At 67.5% G+C, this 14722-nt stretch carries 12 protein-coding genes; 7 read left to right on the top strand and 5 right to left on the bottom strand.

What is annotated here, in order from left to right; all coding sequences use genetic code 11:
- Positions 1-13: 13 nt before the first annotated feature.
- Genes ihpA through QX128_RS31030 form a run of 3 tightly spaced genes read left to right on the top strand, consistent with a single transcriptional unit; the run spans position 14 to position 5416 of the window.
- Positions 14-1282, top strand: a complete 1269-nt coding sequence (ihpA, locus tag QX128_RS31040; protein ID WP_316182827.1) for a divalent metal ion exporter subunit IhpA — start codon at positions 14-16, stop codon at positions 1280-1282.
- Positions 1279-2256 carry a divalent metal ion exporter adaptor subunit IhpB gene (gene ihpB / locus QX128_RS31035; RefSeq protein WP_316239431.1) on the top strand — a complete coding sequence of 326 codons (978 nt, stop codon included), beginning with the start codon at positions 1279-1281 and terminating at the stop codon, positions 2254-2256. Before ihpA ends, ihpB begins: the two co-directional genes overlap by 4 nt.
- Positions 2249-5416, top strand: coding sequence for a CusA/CzcA family heavy metal efflux RND transporter (locus QX128_RS31030; protein ID WP_316239430.1), 3168 nt, complete (start codon positions 2249-2251; stop codon positions 5414-5416). Before ihpB ends, QX128_RS31030 begins: the two co-directional genes overlap by 8 nt.
- Before the next feature lie 61 nt (positions 5417-5477).
- Here the strand turns inward: QX128_RS31030 and QX128_RS31025 are convergent, their stop codons facing one another.
- Positions 5478-6044 carry a hypothetical protein gene (locus QX128_RS31025; RefSeq protein WP_316182830.1) on the bottom strand — a complete coding sequence of 189 codons (567 nt, stop codon included), beginning with the start codon at positions 6042-6044 and terminating at the stop codon, positions 5478-5480.
- A 343-nt stretch (positions 6045-6387) separates the two neighbouring features.
- On the opposite strand from QX128_RS31025, the gene QX128_RS31020 reads away from it, so the two are divergent.
- Together QX128_RS31020 and QX128_RS31015 are read left to right on the top strand one after the other, a co-directional pair.
- Positions 6388-6783: a GFA family protein gene (locus QX128_RS31020; RefSeq protein WP_316239429.1), complete on the top strand. Its 396-nt coding sequence runs from the start codon at positions 6388-6390 to the stop codon at positions 6781-6783.
- A gap of 1103 nt (positions 6784-7886) precedes the next feature.
- The gene (locus QX128_RS31015; protein ID WP_316239428.1) at positions 7887-9143 is read left to right on the top strand and encodes an aminopeptidase; all 1257 of its coding nucleotides are present in this window, start codon (positions 7887-7889) and stop codon (positions 9141-9143) included.
- Between the two features lie 104 nt (positions 9144-9247).
- Here the strand turns inward: QX128_RS31015 and QX128_RS31010 are convergent, their stop codons facing one another.
- The gene (locus tag QX128_RS31010) at positions 9248-9712 is read right to left on the bottom strand and encodes a DUF4399 domain-containing protein (protein WP_315805232.1); all 465 of its coding nucleotides are present in this window, start codon (positions 9710-9712) and stop codon (positions 9248-9250) included.
- 327 nt (positions 9713-10039) lie between these two features.
- Between QX128_RS31010 and QX128_RS31005 the strand changes: the two genes are divergently transcribed.
- The gene (locus QX128_RS31005; RefSeq protein WP_315805231.1) at positions 10040-10492 is read left to right on the top strand and encodes a cupin domain-containing protein; all 453 of its coding nucleotides are present in this window, start codon (positions 10040-10042) and stop codon (positions 10490-10492) included.
- Here QX128_RS31005 and QX128_RS31000 read toward each other — a convergent pair.
- Positions 10489-11307: an MBL fold metallo-hydrolase gene (locus QX128_RS31000; RefSeq protein WP_316239427.1), complete on the bottom strand. Its 819-nt coding sequence runs from the start codon at positions 11305-11307 to the stop codon at positions 10489-10491. The two genes, QX128_RS31005 and QX128_RS31000, sit on opposite strands and share 4 nt — an antisense overlap.
- 107 nt (positions 11308-11414) lie before the next feature.
- On the opposite strand from QX128_RS31000, the gene QX128_RS30995 reads away from it, so the two are divergent.
- Positions 11415-12320 (top strand): alpha/beta hydrolase, encoded by a 906-nt coding sequence (locus tag QX128_RS30995; protein ID WP_316239426.1) that lies wholly within the window; start codon positions 11415-11417, stop codon positions 12318-12320.
- Positions 12321-12325: 5 nt separating this feature from the next.
- Here QX128_RS30995 and QX128_RS30990 read toward each other — a convergent pair whose 3' ends face one another.
- A complete protein-coding gene (locus QX128_RS30990; RefSeq protein ID WP_315805228.1) occupies positions 12326-13852 on the bottom strand; it encodes a permease in 1527 nt (508 codons plus the stop codon).
- Positions 13849-14598: an ABC transporter ATP-binding protein gene (locus QX128_RS30985; protein WP_316182836.1), complete on the bottom strand. Its 750-nt coding sequence runs from the start codon at positions 14596-14598 to the stop codon at positions 13849-13851. The genes QX128_RS30990 and QX128_RS30985 overlap by 4 nt, the downstream gene beginning before the upstream one ends.
- Positions 14599-14722: the final 124 nt, after the last annotated feature.

The following is a 14722-nucleotide window of genomic DNA, read 5'->3' as shown; positions in this document are numbered from 1 at the left end:
ACAGGTTCATCTCATGCCATTCCCCGGGATGGCTGCGCGCGCCATCGGCGCCGCGGCCCTGCTCGTTCTGTCCGTGCACGCGTCAGCGGCGCAGACGCTGACCCTCCGCGCGGCGCTGTCGCGCGCGCTCGCCGCCAATCCGCGGCTGTCCGCCGCCGACCGCGACATCGGCATCGCCTCCGGCCAGCGGCTGCAGGCGGGCGCGCTGCTCAATCCCGAGCTGTCCTATGAGCAGGACAATTCATTCGGCTCGGGTCAATATCGCGGCACGCGGTCGGCCGAGACCACCTTGCAGATCAGCCAGGCGTTCGAATGGTTCGGCAAGCGTGACGCGCGCATCGCCGCCGGCCAGGCCGGCGTACGGGTCGCCGAGATCCAGCGCCAGGCGGTGCGGCTGGAAGTGCTGTCGGAGACCGCGATCGCCTTCGTCACCGTGCTCGCCACGCAGCGGCGCATCCAGATCCTCGACGATCAGGTCGCAGCGCTCGATCGCCTGACGCCGCTGCTGCGCCGTCGCGTCGAGGCGGGCGCGTCGTCGCCGGCGGAGACCGGCCGTGCCGAGGTCGCCTCGGCGCTGGTGCGGGCCGATCGCGAGCGCGTCAAGGCGACGCTGTCGAGCGCGCGCCGCGAGCTCGCCGTGCTGATCGGCGACAGCTCGGCGAAGCTTCCGGCCGTCACCGGCCGTTTCGATGCGACCGGCCAGCCGCCGGCGTTCCAAACCGTGATCGCGGCCGTCGATGCCAATCCGCAGCTCGTCCGCTGGACCGCGGTCTACGCCCAGCGTAATGCCGAGCTGCTGCTGGCCCGGCTCAAGCCCTATCCCGATGTCCGCGTCGGCGCCGGCTGGCGCCACTTCAACGACACCCAGGACGATGCGGTCAGGCTCAGCGTCTCCGTGCCGATCCCGGTGTTCGACCAGAACCAGGGCAACATCCTCTCGGCGCAGGAAAGCCTCGCCAAGACCGAAGCCGAGCGCAAGGCCAACCGCAACGCGCTGCTGGTGATCGCCGGCCGCGCCTACGATTCGCTGCAAGGCTCGCTGCGCGAATTGTCCGTGCTGCGCGAGATCGCAATACCGAAGGCGCAGGAGGCCGCCGACGAGATCGCGCAGGGCTACAGCGCCGGCCGCTTCTCCCTGCTCGAAGTGCTGGACGCACAGGCGAGCGTGGCACAGGCGCGGCTGCGCGAGCAGGAGGCGCTGCAGAACATCCATGTCGCCGTGGCGACGATCGAAGGCCTGGTCGGCCGTCCCTTCACCCTGGCACGGGAGACCGCGCGATGAGACCATTCACCATCATCCTGATTGCCGTCCTCGCCGCCGCGGCTGGCGCCGGCGCATCGCGGCTGCTGCTCGGGGCGGAGCCGCATGCCGACGCCACCGTCGGCCATGCCGAGAAGGCCGCGCCGAAGGACCATGTCGAGCAGGACGAGCATGGCGCCGACCGCATCCGCATCAACGACGTGAAGCTCGCCGCCGCCGGCGTCGCGCTCGCCGAAGCGGGCCCTGCGACCTTGTCGGATACGCTGTCGTTCAACGGCGTGCTCAGGGCCAATCAGGAAGCGCTGGTGCAGGTGACGCCGCGCTTTCCCGGCATCGTCCGCGCCATCAGGAAGCGTATCGGCGAAACCGTCGCCAAGGACGAGCTGCTCGCCGCGATCGAGAGCAATCAGAGCCTGACGGCGTATGACCTCAAGGCCCCGATCGGCGGCACCATCATCGACCGCCAGATCTCGCTCGGCGAATACGCCTCCGAGCAGAAGCCGGCCTTCGTGGTCGCGGATCTCTCCACGATCTGGGTCGACCTGTCGATCTACCGCCAGGACCTCAGGCGCGTCCGGCTCGACGACGAGGTGCTGATCGACCCCGATGACGGACGCGGCGTGATCCGCGGCCACGTGTCCTACATCGCGCCCGTCGGCGCCAGCGAAACGCAGACCGCGCTCGCCCGCGTCGTGCTGGCCAATCCCGACGGCCGGCTGCGTCCGGGCCTGTTCGTCACTGCGCGGCTGGTTCTGGCCAAGCGCAGCGTCGCCGTGGCGGTCCGCGCCAGCGCGATCCAGACCCTGGAGAACAAGACTGTCGTGTTCGTGCGCGAGGAGGGCGACAAGATCGAGGCGCGTCCCGTCGCGCTCGGCGAATCGGATCCGACCTATGTCGAAATCCGCGACGGTCTCTCTGCCGGCGAACACTACGTCGCCGAGAACAGCTTTGTGGTGAAAGCGGAGATGGGCAAGGGGGAGGCCGAGCATGATTGACGCGCTCCTCGCCTTCGCCGTGCGCCAGCGCTGGCTGGTGCTGCTCGTCGCGCTCGCCGCGGCCGGCTTCGGCGCCTGGAATTTCACCCGGCTGCCGATCGACGCCGTGCCAGATATCACCAACGTGCAGGTGCAGATCAACACCAAGGCGCCCGGCTACTCGCCGCTCGAGACCGAGCAGCGCATCACCTTCCCGGTCGAGACCGCGATGGGCGGCCTGCCGAAGTTGGACTACACCCGCTCGCTGTCGCGCTATGGGCTGAGCCAGGTCACCGTCGTGTTCCAGGACGGCACCGACATCTATTTCGCCCGCCAACTCGTCAACGAGCGCATCCAGCAGATCAAGGATCAACTGCCGCCGGGCGTCGAGGTGGCGATGGGACCGCTCTCGACCGGGCTCGGCGAGATCTTCATGTATGCGGTCGAAGCCAGGCCCGGCGCCAAGACGCCTGACGGCGCGGACTACTCGCCGACCGATCTGCGCACCATTCAGGACTGGATCATCCGGCCACAACTGCGCGGCGTGCCGGGCGTGATCGAGGTCAACACCATCGGCGGCTTCGAGCGCCAGTTCCACGTGCTGCCCGATCCCGGCCGCCTGATGGCCTACAAGATCAGCTTCCGCGACGTCATCGCCGCGCTGGCGTCCAACAACGCCAATGTCGGCGCCGGCTATATCGAGCGCAATGGCGAGCAATATCTGGTGCGTGCGCCGGGCCAGGTCGGCAGCGCCGCCGAGCTCAAGGACATCGTGATCGGCGCCCGCGGCGGCACGCCGGTGCGCATCGGCGACGTCGCCGAGGTCAGCGAAGGGCGCGACCTGCGCACGGGCGCCGCGACGCTCAACGGCGAGGAGACGATCCTGGGTACGGCGATGCTCCTGATCGGCGAGAACAGCCGCGCCGTGGCGCGTCGCGTCGCGGCCCGGCTTGACGACATCGCCAAATCGCTGCCCGAGGGCGTGGTCACGCGCACGCTCTACGACCGCACCCATCTGGTCGAAGCGACGATCCGCACCGTGGAGAAGAACCTGCTCGAAGGCGCCGCGCTGGTCGTCGTGGTGCTGTTCCTGCTGCTCGGCAACATCCGGGCCGCGCTGGTCACCGCCTGCATCATCCCGCTGTCGATGGCGATGACCATCACCGGCATGGTCGAGAGCAGGGTCAGCGCCAACCTGATGAGTCTTGGCGCGATCGATTTCGGCATCATCGTCGATGGTGCCGTCATCATCGTCGAGAACTGTCTGCGGCTGCTGGCCCAGGCGCAGCATCGCAAGGGCGGGCTGCTCACGACCGCCGAGCGGTTGCAGACCATCGTCAGCGGCGCGCGCGAGGTGATCGGCCCGAGCCTGTTCGGCACCGGCATCATCGCCGTGGTCTATCTGCCGGTGCTGACCCTGACCGGCGTCGAGGGCAAGATGTTCACGCCGATGGCGCTGACGGTGCTGATGGCGCTCGGCGCCGCCGTGCTGTTCTCGATCACCTTCGTGCCGGCGGCGGTCGCGATCTTCGTCACCGGCAAGGTCTCCGAGCAGGAGAATCTCGTCATGCGCGGTGCGCGACGGATCTACGCGCCGCTGCTGCGCGGCGTGATCGCGCACCGCCTGATGGTCGCGGCGGTCGCCGTGATGATCGTCGCGGCGAGCGGCTTTGCCGCGACGCGCATGGGCGGCGAGTTCATCCCGAGCCTCGACGAGGGCGATGTCGCGCTCGCGGCGTTGCGCATCCCGGGAACGAGCCTGACCCTCTCGGTCGACCTGCAGAAGGCGCTGGAGGCGCGGCTGCGGCTGATACCCGAAGTGAAGGACGTCTTCACCCGCATCGGCACGGCGGAGGTGGCGACCGATCCGATGGCGCCGTCGCAGGGTGACGGTTACATCATGCTGAAGCCGCGCGAGGAGTGGCCCGACCCTGCGAAGCCGAAGGCGCAGCTCGTCGCCGAGATCGAGGCGGCGGCCGACGAGATCCCCGGCAGCAACTACGAGATCTCGCAGCCGATCCAGTTGCGCTTCAACGAGCTGATCTCCGGCGTGCGCAGCGACGTCGGCATCAAGATCTTCGGCGACGACCTCGACATCCTGCAGGGGGCGGCTCGCCAGGTCGAAGCCGCGATCCGTGGCGTCAATGGCGCCACCGACGTCAAGACCGAGCAGGTCGCGGGGCTGCCGATCCTGACGGTCAGGATCGACCGCCAGGCGTTGTCGCGCTACGGCCTCAGCGTTGCCGAGGTGCAGAGCGTGGTGGAGATCGCGATCGGCGGCAAGGCTGCTGGGAAGCTGTTCGACGGCGACCGCCGCTTCGACATCGTCGTCCGGCTCCCCGAGCGTCTCCGCGGCAATCTCGATGCGATCCGCGCGATCCCGATTCCGCTGCCGGCGGGTGAGGAGGCGAATGTCGCGCCGCTGCGCACCGCCTTCTCCTCGGCGGCACAGCCGCGCTACGTGCCGCTGTCGTCGGTGGCCGCGGTCGCCTCGGCGCCGGGGCCGAACCAGGTCAGCCGCGAGAACGGCAAGCGGCGGATCGTCGTGTCAGCCAATGTTCGCGCCCGCGACCTCGGCTCGTTCGTGACCGACGCGCAGGCCGCGGTCGCCGAGAAGGTCAAGCTGCCGCCGGGCTATTGGATCGGCTGGGGCGGTCAGTTCGAGCAACTGGTGTCGGCGACCAAGCGTCTCACGATCGTGGTGCCGATCGCGCTGGCGCTGGTGTTCCTGCTGCTGTTCATGAGCATGGGCTCGTTTGCCGACGCCGCGCTGGTGTTCTCCGGCGTGCCATTGGCGCTGACCGGCGGCATCGCCGCGCTGCTGCTGCGCGGCCTGCCGCTGTCGATCTCGGCCGGCGTCGGCTTCATCGCGCTGTCCGGCGTCGCCGTGCTCAACGGCCTGGTCATCATCGCCTTCATCGAGCGGCTACGCCGGGAGGGACGCTCCGTCCGCGCGGCGGTGGAGGAGGGCGCGCTGGCGCGATTGCGGCCGGTGCTGATGACGGCACTGGTCGCCTCGCTCGGCTTCGTGCCGATGGCGATCGCGACCGGCGCCGGCGCCGAGGTCCAGCGCCCGCTCGCCACCGTCGTCATCGGCGGCATCATCTCGTCGACGATGCTGACGCTGCTGGTGCTGCCGGCGCTCTACGTGCTGTTCAGACGCGAGGCGCGGAGCGTGTAGGCGGAAGCGGCATGCAGCTCGCGACTTCGTCGCTGCATGCCGCGCGCGCTGGCGTCGAGACCTAGTTGAACGCCATCGGCGCCGCGCTGGCCATCCAGCCGTCGGTCCGTGCATTGCGGGCGAACCGCTGATATCTCGGCGCACGGGCTTCGCGCGTGACACGCGCCGCTGCGCCGAACATCGTGGAACCGCCAGTCGGGTTCACGATCGTGTAGCCGGCAATCGAGCGCGGATGCTCGCGGGTGACGTGACCGCCGGAATTGCCGTCATGCACATACCAGATGTTGCCCGCAACCTGCTGCTGCAGGATCATGACGTGGCCGGAGCGGACCGCAGCCATGCCCGGTGCGGGAGCCGCACGTGGAAAGCGACGCCAGTTGGATGCGAGATTCAACTCGGGAATGACCCGGCCGAACGTATAGAGCGACGCTTCGCAGCCACAGAAGGCATGCGGGCATCCCGACGGCCGGCCACCGACAACGCGGCCCTCGCCGGGGATCGAGGCCATGGCGTCCATGACGGAGTGATGGTGACGGTAAGAGTAGTGATGATGATGGTGACGAGGACGCGCCTCGGCTTGAACGGAGAGAGCCAGCAATGCGGCGACGACAATAACAACGCGGTACATTTGGAGGACTCCTGTACGCTGTGAAATCCCCCCTGCCGCGCGCCAATCAACCTCTAAACATGTCCTCAAAGTGACCGAATCCCCTGTGAGCCATGCATTTGCGCGACAGCGCTGTCCGGTCATCCCGGTTCCAATTCATCAGGAGTGATTGACTCTCGATGTCGAGGATGACTCACAAACAGTCGAGTGTTCCGCGTGGGAAGACCATGCTACCTACTAACAATGCGGCGACCGAGGCGGGCCTTCAGTCGTCCTGATAGCTGCAAGGATGCAGTCGGTATAAGTAACATCCTCCACGCGTGCGGCGCTCTTGGACATTCCAGCGCACTCATAGGAGATCGTCATGACCACGTTCCGCGGCAGTTGCCTCTGCGGCCGGGTCGGCTTCGAGGTCGATGGGCCGTTCGACAAATTCCTCAATTGCCATTGCTCGCGCTGTCGCAAGGCCAGCGGCGCGGCGCACTCCTGTGAGGTCGTCGTCAAGGCGGCGGCGCTGCGCTGGCTGGGCGGCGAGACGAACGTCACGCGGTTCGACCTGCCGCAGGCGCGCAGCTTCGCCACGGCCTTCTGCAGCACGTGCGGCAGTCCGGTGCCGCATCTGACGCGCAGCGGCCGAGAAGCGATCATTCCTGCCGGCGGCTTCGATGAGCCGCTCGGCACCGTTCCCGATCGCCACGCGCACTGGGCGTCACGCGCCGACTGGTACGTTGATGGTGGTGGGCTGCGCGTCGACGACTGACGCGATCGAGAACGCCGCCCGTCGGGCGACTCATGCCCTCGCGCTGAGATGAACAAGCTCGTTCCAGCCCCTGATCCGTTCGATCGCTGCTGCGTCTGGAGACTGATTTCACGAGCAGGTTCAGGCTGATTTGGGCTGTCCAGTCCCGGCAGAAAAAATATCCTGCTTGGCGTTTTCGGAAAATCATGATTGTTTGTCGCTGTCCCGCCTCATCGACGAGGGGCGTATCGCGGTCGTCACGACACGTGGAGGCGGGATGTGATGGGCGGGCCGGTTTGCAGCGTGGTCATTCGCGCGGACGAACAACATCGGCTCGCACGGTCAAGTCGCGTGGTCCTGATACTCCGATGCCAGTATCAAGCCTGCGTTGGCGCCAATGGCGCCGCGTGGGTGACGGTGACCAAAAAGCCCGGCGCACCGGGGAGAACGCGAAGCAGCCGTAAAGCCATCGCGCAGGGAGGGCCGGATCATCCGGCTGGACCTGTGGTACCTGCCGCCTGCATTTTTTTGAGCAGGCGGGCCACGGGCCTCAGTCGAGGTCCGGCCTTCCCTGCACCCTTTCGTTTGAAGAGGGTGAGACCACTGTATCACTCGGACGCCTGGGGCGCCGCGAGGCCATGGACGCACATCCCCATATGCCGCTCAAAATTGTTGATCACGACGCGCCACTGGCTCAGTGCCGACCCTCCCCCTCCAGGGCAGGGCTATCGCATATGGAGATACAGGGCCATCGCGACGAACGATTCTGCAGGTTAGTTACTCCGTCATGCCCGCCTTGCCCGGGCATCCACGTCGTTCTCAGCATGATGACGCGGAGAGAGGTAAGCGCAAAACCTCGATCGCCATATGTGATAGCCCTGCCCTCCGAGGGAGAGCGGCTCCGAGCCCGCGGCTCAGCTTTGGAAAGCGACGGGTGCGGACCCACAGGGCCGTTTTGAGGTGTCAGCCATGTCTCCGAACGCCTTCACGGCAGTTGTCAGCGCCATGCTCGGCGGCGACAAGGGCGGAGAGGCGATGCCGGAGTCGCCCCCGTTCGCCATTGACCGCCCGACCGTTTGGCCTATTTCTTCAACACTGCAAAGAAACGGAACTGGACCCTCCTGATGACCGCACATTTCAGCAACTTCGATGCCGCCATCGATCCCGTGAAGCTCGACCGCCTGGCTGAGGTCGCGGTGAAGGTCGGCTTGCAGCTTCGGCCCGGTCAGGATCTGCTGCTGACCGCGCCGTCGGTGGCGCTGCCGCTGGTGCGCAAGGTCGCCGAGCACGCCTACAAGGCCGGCGCGGGCATCGTGACCTCGTTCTTCTCCGACGAGGAGCTGACCTTGGCGCGCTACCGTTTCGGACATGACAACAGCTTTGATCGCGCCGCGGACTGGCTCTATCAGGGCATGGCCAAGGCGTTCTCGGAGAACACCGCGCGGCTCGCCATCGTCGGCGACAATCCGATGCTGCTGTCCGGCCAGGATCCGGCCAAGGTGGCGCGCGCCAGCAAGGCCAACTCCAAGGCCTATCAGCCGGCGCTGGAGAAGATCACGAATTTCGAGACCAACTGGAACATCATTGCCTATCCGAGCCTCTCCTGGGCCAAGCTGGTCTTCCCGGATGTCCCGGAAGAGGTCGCGGTGGCGAAGCTCGCGGACGCGATCTTCGCGGCGTCGCGCGTCGATCGCGAGGATGCGGTGTCGGCCTGGGAGCGGCACAACGCGGTGCTGCGCGAGCGCACCGAATGGCTCAACGGCCAGCGCTTCAGTGCGCTGCATTACACCGGACCCGGCATGGACCTGACGATCGGTCTCGCCGACGGCCATGAATGGGAGGGCGGCGCCTCGACCGCCAAGAACGGCATCACCTGCAATGCCAACATCCCGACCGAGGAAGTGTTCACGACGCCGCATTGCCGTCGCGTGTCGGGTCACGTCGTCAGCTCCAAGCCGCTGTCCTATCAGGGCACGCTGATCGACAACATCCAGGTGAAGTTCGAGGAGGGCCGCATCGTCGAGGCCAAGGCCTCGAAGGGCGAGGAAGTGCTGAACAAGGTGCTCGACACCGACGAGGGCGCGCGTCGGCTCGGCGAAGTCGCGCTGGTGCCGCACTCCTCGCCGATCTCCAAGAGCGGCCTGTTGTTCTACAACACGCTGTTCGACGAGAACGCCGCCTCGCACATCGCGCTCGGCCAGTGCTACTCGAAGTGCTTCGTCAACGGAACGTCGCTGTCGCCGCAGCAGATCGCCGCCCAGGGCGGCAACCAGAGCCTGATCCACATCGACTGGATGATCGGCGCGGCCGACACCGACATCGACGGCCTCCATGAAGACGGCCGCCGCGTGCCGGTGTTCCGCAAGGGCGAGTGGGCTTGAAGGACGAGTGGGCCTGACGCATGACGGGCCGGCGCCACGCGTGCACCGGCCCGAAGCGGGCCGCGAGCGATGCTCGCGGCGGGGTCGTCGTCGGTCGAACGGTCCTACTGCTTGGCGCTGCCGGTGGTGGCCTGCACGTCGATCGTGATCCGTTCCGACATGACCGGCTTGTTGTGCGGGATGTGGCTCCAGTCGCCGAGCACGAGCTGCAAGGTGTGCTTGCCCGGCGTGAGATTGACCGAGGCTTCGGTCTGGCCCTTCCCGAAATGCACGTGGCCGGCATCGACCGGGATCGCCTCGTTGAGCGCATCGCCCTCGAGCGCGGGCGCGTCGATCAGCAGATGGTGGTGGCCGGTGTTGGGAGCCTCGGTGCCGGACGGCGCGACGCCCATGCCGGACAGGCCGAAGCGGATCAGCACCGGCGAGGAGACGGTGTCGCCGTCCTTGAGGTTGATGAAGTAGGCCTTGGCATTCTCGGGGGCGGGCGTTTCGCCCGCCATGACGACGCCGGTGGTTGCAAGGGTGGCGGCAGACAGCGTGAGGGCGAAGGCGAGGCTCAGTCGGCGCATCCTGGGAAATCCTTATCTCTGCGAAGGCGGCAAATCTCTAAAGGTGACGGCACAACTCAGGATGGGCAGGGCGACCGGAGGGGCGCCTGTCCGCATCTTGCAGTGCGGCTAAACAGTAGATCAGCAGGTTTGGCGAGGCCGCGAACAAATTGCGGCGTTCGCGTGAAGTTTATAGCGCTGGCGTGGTTGTGATGCGACGGCTGGTCGCGGCGATTGGTTCAAATCTTAACGACTGCGGAAAGCAGCCATTAGGTGCAACCGGCTACGCTCGCAGGCTCATGCCGGCGTTCGCCCGGTCATTTCAGTCCCATGCATTTGAGGTCCAAGATGTCGCCGTCCTTGATCGAAACCGCCAATCTCACCGTCGACCTGGCGCCCGCTCCGATCGAGCCATCCTGGATCATCGAGGGCAATCCGACCGCGACCTCCTGCACCATCGCGCGCAGCAGCGACGGGCTGGGCTCGACCATCGTCTGGCATTGCACCGAGGGCAAGTTCAACTGGTATTACGATTTCGACGAGACCATCCTGATCCTCGAAGGCGCGATCACGCTGGAGAGCGATGGGCTCCCGGCGAAGCGCTATGGGCCGGGCGACGTGATCTTCTTCCGCGACGGCGCGCATGCCAAATGGCATGTCGAGGGCCACGTCAAGAAGCTGGCCTTCTGCCTGAAGACGCAGCCCTATGTGCTCGGCCTCGCGGTGCGCGTGATCAACAAGCTCAAGCGCATGTTCCTGACGCCGGAAGGCCGTCGCGGCACCAGCCTCGCGGGCGCCTAGACGCCGTCGAGGATGATCACCGTCGGCATCGACGGCAGCAGCTCGCGCGACATCTTCAACGTCCGCTCGCCGCGCCGGTCGATCTCGAACTGCTGGCCGATCTTGCGCATGAACTCGTCGAGCGGCGTCGCGAAGCGGTGCATCGGCAGCACCACCGAGGCGCGCAGACGCTTGGTGATCTCGGAGATGCCGTCGAGCGACATCGTGTAGGTGCCGTCGATCGGCACCATCACCACGTCGAGCCGGCCGATCGCGGCGAAATGCGTCTCGTCCAGCTTGACGTGCAGATGGCCGAGATGGCCGATGCACAGGCCGGCAACCTCGAAGATGAAGATCGAGTTGCCGTCCTTGATCATGTCGATGCCGATGGAATCTCCGAAATAGCGGCGGATGTCGGTGGTAATGTTGCGGATCAGCACGTCGCCGATCCGCTCGTAGATCTGGGCCGGCTTGCCGTCGTCGCCCCAGCCATGCAGCACGTGCGGGATGCGCGGATCGGGCGCCAGCGTGTAGTGCGTCGAATGCGCCCGGTTCATGGTGATGACGTCGGGCAGCCGCCCGACCTGATAGGCGCCGCTGTAGTCGGTGGCGATGCGGATGCCCATCGGCGTGTCGATGAAGTAGGTCGAGTGGCCGGCATAGGTGATTGTCACCTCGTTGCCGGCCGCCGCCGTCCGGCGCAGGCTGACCGGCACGGCGCGCGGCGGGCCGCCGGCCATCGCCAGGCACTCGCTGGTGCGCGGCCCCGATTGCGCCACCGCGGGCGATGCGAATGCGACCAGGACGGCAAGCAGCGAGACCAGCGAGCGCAGCATGGCAGTTCCCCTTCAACAGCGCGTGCGAGTGTAGCGAGGAATTGCGATCAGAACTATCCTCGGCGCAACGCCCGGCTCGAGAGCGCGGCGCGATGCGGGAGGATGGCATGACGGATCAGGTGTTGCAGCCGCTACGGGAGATCGACGCAGGCGTGCTCCGCATTGCCTATTTCGAGAGCGGGCCGGCCGACGGTCCCACCGTCATCCTGCTGCACGGCTATCCCTACGATATCCACGCCTATGTCGAGGTCGCGCCGCGGCTCGCGGCACAAGGCTGCCGCGTCGTCGTGCCCTATCTGCGCGGCTATGGACCCACTCGTTTCCGCGACGCATCGACGCCGCGCTCGGGCCAGCAGGCCGCGGTCGGCGCCGACCTGATCGCGCTGATGGATGCGCTGGCGATCCCGCGCGCGGTGTTCGCCGGCTATGATTGGGGTGGCCGCGCGGCTTGCGTCGGCGCGGCGCTGTGGCCCGAGCGCTGCACGGGCCTGGTCTCCGTGAACGGCTATCTGATCCAGGACATCGCGCGGGCGCTGGAGCCGGCGCCGGTGCCGCGCGAGTTCGCGTTCTGGTATCAATGGTACTTCCAGACCGAGCGCGGACGGGCCGGGCTCGCGGCCCACCGCGCCGAAATTGCACGGCTGCTGTGGCAGCAATGGTCACCGCACTGGCGCTTCGACGATGCGACCTTCGCGCGCGCGGCGGAGGCGTTCGACAATCCCGATCACGTCGATGTCGTGATCCACAGCTATCGGCATCGCTACGGGCTGGCCGAGGGGGACCCGCGCTATCAGGACATCGAGCAGCGGCTGGCGAGCCTGCCTGTCATCGCGGTGCCCACGATCACGCTCGATGGCGACGCCGACGGCGTGATCCCGGCGACGGACGGCCAGGCGCATGCTGCGAAGTTCAGCAACCGGATCGGCCATCGCGTGATCCCTCGGGCCGGCCACAATTTGCCGCAGGAAGAGCCGGCGGCGTTCGCCGCCGCCGTGATGGAGGTGCTGCGCTGAACGCTTCAGGTCCGTGCCGGGCTCAGCTTCCAGGCCGCGAGCAAGAGGCCCGCGGTCATCAGGCCGCAGACGATCGCAGCCTCGGGCAGCGCGAGCGCCAGCGCCGCGGTCGCCGCCCAGCCGATCGAGGAGAAGGCCTCGGCAAAGGTCGCCAGCCGCGACGAGGTCTGGCGGCGCCGGAACTGGCTGCGCCGCGCCTGGATCCGGAACCAGAGCTGGATGGCCGTGGAGGAGACGGTCGCAACCAGCACGGCCACCGCTGTGACCACCGCCTGCGCCGGCGCGACCCAGCCGAGCGCGAGCACGAGAGGCGCAAAGATCATCGCGATCGTGATCAGCACGACCTCGACCTTGGCGCGCACGATGCGCGTCCCCGGCAGCGGCGCCGTCGCCACCAGTTCGGGCGCGTCCTCGCCGGAGATGGTGAGCCAAGCGAGGCCGCCCGCGAGCTGGCCCGCCGCCATCACGACGACCGGTGTGATCAGGAACACCGCCTGCGAGCTGTCCGAGTAGCTGCGCCACAGCAGCAGCGCCGGGGGCACCAGATAGAGCAGTTGCATCAGCGTCTGCGAGATCAGCCAGGGATCGCGCCGCAGCAGCATGAACTCCTTGCGCCGCAGCGCCTGCTGCCGCGAGCCGCCGCGAAACGACCTGACGCGTGCGCCGGCGCGGCTGGAGACGCCCTGGGCCGCGGCGCTGATCGCGGTGTCGGCGAAACGCGGCGAGAACATGATCATGACGACGCCGAGCAGCAGCAGTCCGGTGGCCAGCAGAATCAGCAGCGCCTGGCCGTCGCCGAGCGCCGCTCGGGCCGGCAGCCAGACAAGACTGTCGGGATCGGGCGCGATGGCGGCCGCGGCATCCGAGGTGAGGACGGCGAAGCGCGACAGCGTGCCATAGGAGACGATCGCAGCGATCTGCAGCACGATGACGAAGCCGGCGCCGATCACGGCCGCCAGGATCTGGGCGACCAGCCGCGTTCGCGCCGGGCCGATCAGGCGGAACAGGACGATCGTGATGGCGATGGCGATAGCCGCCGCCGACAGGCCGACGGCTGCGACCACGACGAACGCCGCGAGCCAGCGCGCGCCACCCTCGATCAGCAGCACGTCGACGAAGGGGGTCGCGAGCAGCAGCGCCATGCTGGTCACGGAGAGCGCGATCGCCGCGATCCGGACGGAGAAGATCTCGGCCAGCCGCACCGGCGACGACATGATGAGATCGAGGTCGGCTCGGGCGTAGAACACGCGGGTGACGGATTCGATCGCCTGCGACAGCATCAAGGCCCAGGACAGCATGATGGTCGCGGTGATGACGATCAGCGCGGTCTTGTCGAGCGGCGGCGCGAGATCGGCGTAGCGGCCGACCACGACCCAGGCCGGCAGATGCATGAGGGCGCCGAACAGCACGAGACCGATGATGGCGGCCCGCGTGCGGCGCCGCCGGCCGGCCGTGATCATGCCGAGCCATTCCCGCCAGGCGAGCCGGAGCTCGTGACGGGCGAACCAGGCGAGCGTCGCCGCCCGCGTCATGCCGCGGACTCGACGTCGACCAGCGCGATGAACAGCTCCTCCAGGCTGGTGTCGGTGCGCCCGTTCTGCTGGCGGAGCTCGGCGAGCGTGCCCTCGGCGACGACGCGTCCGGCGGCGATGACGCCAATCCGGTCGGCCATGCGCTCGGCGACTTCGAGAATGTGCGTGGTCATGATCACCGTGCCGCCGCGGCGGACGCGCTCGGCCAGCAGGCCCTTGACGTGCCGCGCCGACACCGCGTCCAGGCCGGTCAGCGGCTCGTCCAGGATGATCAGCCGCGGGTCGTGGATCAGCGCGCCGGCGAGCGCCACCTTCTGGCGCATACCCTTGGAAAAGCCTTCGCAGCGCTCGTGCAGATGCGGCTCCAGCCCGAGCGAGACCAGAAGCTCGGTTGCCGCCTCACCTGATCTCGCGGGATCGATGCCCCACAGTCCGGCGACGAATTCGAGATATTCGAGCGGCGTGAGCTTGTCGTAGATCATGGGCTCGTCGGAGACCCAGGCCATCACCTGCTTGGCCGCGATCGGGTCGCGCAGCGCGTCGATGCCGAAGATCTCGATCCGCCCGGCATCCGGCCGCAGCAGGCCCGCGACCATGCGCAGCGTGGTCGTCTTGCCGGCGCCGTTCGGGCCGACCAGTGCGTAGAATTCACCCGAGCGCACCACGAGGTCGAGCGCATCGACCGCCGGCCGCTCGAAACATTTCGTCAGTCCTCGCACGGCGAGGGCGGGGCTGCCTGGGATCATGACGGCACTATCGCCTCGTTCGGTTGGCGTCTGCAATGTGGATGCAACTCGTTGCGGCGTGGTGAACGGACCCGCGGTGCCGACCGGTTCCGCGCTCCCGCCGTGGTCCTGCGCCATTGGAGAG

The organism is Bradyrhizobium sp. SZCCHNR1015 (assembly GCF_032489875.1).
GTDB lineage: Bacteria > Pseudomonadota > Alphaproteobacteria > Rhizobiales > Xanthobacteraceae > Bradyrhizobium.
Note: the sequence above shows the minus strand (reverse complement) of the source record. Positions and strands in the feature narration are given on the sequence as shown.